Below are 893 nucleotides of genomic sequence, written 5' to 3' on the forward strand. Positions count from 1 at the left end.
CTTGTGCGCCTCGATCCGGTCGGACCTGCGGTCCCCGCCCAACGCTTCCGGCCGCGCATCGCCCTGTTGCCATTCCAAAATTGCGCCAGCGGCTCACGCTGGCCGCGCTAACGCCAAACCGTTCGCCCGCTTCGCCGTGCGATGCGCCGGCCTGCACAGCGGCCAAAACCCGAACTCGAAGATCCAGCGAAAGAGGTTTCGACATGCCCGCCGGCCTCCGCCTCCGGCAGGCAGTTTGATCAGCTCAATGCTGATTTGGGAATCCCTTTCGATTCATCCAGGTCGGCGAATGCTCTAGTTGAGAGATCTGCGTGCAAGAAACCCTCGCCCGCTATGCCCGCAATGTTCGCCGCGAGTTCGGATAATTCGGTCACGATGGCGAAGTCAGAGAGTCGCAAAAGCTCTGCGAGATCTTCCGGCGGCAAGAGCCTGTCGACGCCTTCGATTGGTTTGGTTAGATCGCGCTTCGAGCCGATCACAGTCATCCCGGCGCTTTTGGCGCGACGAGCGATTGCGACCCCGATGGAGCCGAGCCCGATCACTCCCGGCGTCCGCTGGGAGATAGGGGGCACAGGTCGCATGTGCCACTCCCTACGAGACTGCTCCCGCATGAACCGCGGAAAGTCCCAGTGCATCACGCCGATTCCCGTCATTACGAAATCCGCAATGGAATCGGCATGGATACCCCGAGCATTGGTAACGATAAGATCGCCGACGCGATCGCGGATCGGCAAGATCGCGTCAATGCCCGCGGACGTCGACTGGAACCAGCGCAGCCGACGCGCCTTGTCCAATATCTGGACAGGAAAATCGATGCCGGAGCCCACGATGACATCCGCATCCGCCACGTGGGCTTCTAGCGACGCACGGTCCTTGGCGCTCAATACACGCAG

The 893-nt window shown here is 61.5% G+C and carries 1 protein-coding gene and 1 pseudogene; both read right to left on the reverse strand.

What is annotated here, in order from left to right; all coding sequences use genetic code 11:
* Window positions 1-205: pseudogene (locus HCN58_RS35195) on the reverse strand (helix-turn-helix domain-containing protein); the annotation flags it as partial.
* Between the two features lie 34 nt (window positions 206-239).
* Window positions 240-893, reverse strand: a 654-nt coding sequence (locus HCN58_RS35200; protein ID WP_283814709.1) for an NAD(P)-dependent oxidoreductase, incomplete at its 5' end; no start/stop codon positions are given.

Origin of the sequence: Bradyrhizobium australiense, assembly GCF_013114825.1 — a bacterium.
In the GTDB taxonomy this organism is placed as follows: Bacteria; Pseudomonadota; Alphaproteobacteria; order Rhizobiales; family Xanthobacteraceae; genus Bradyrhizobium; species Bradyrhizobium australiense.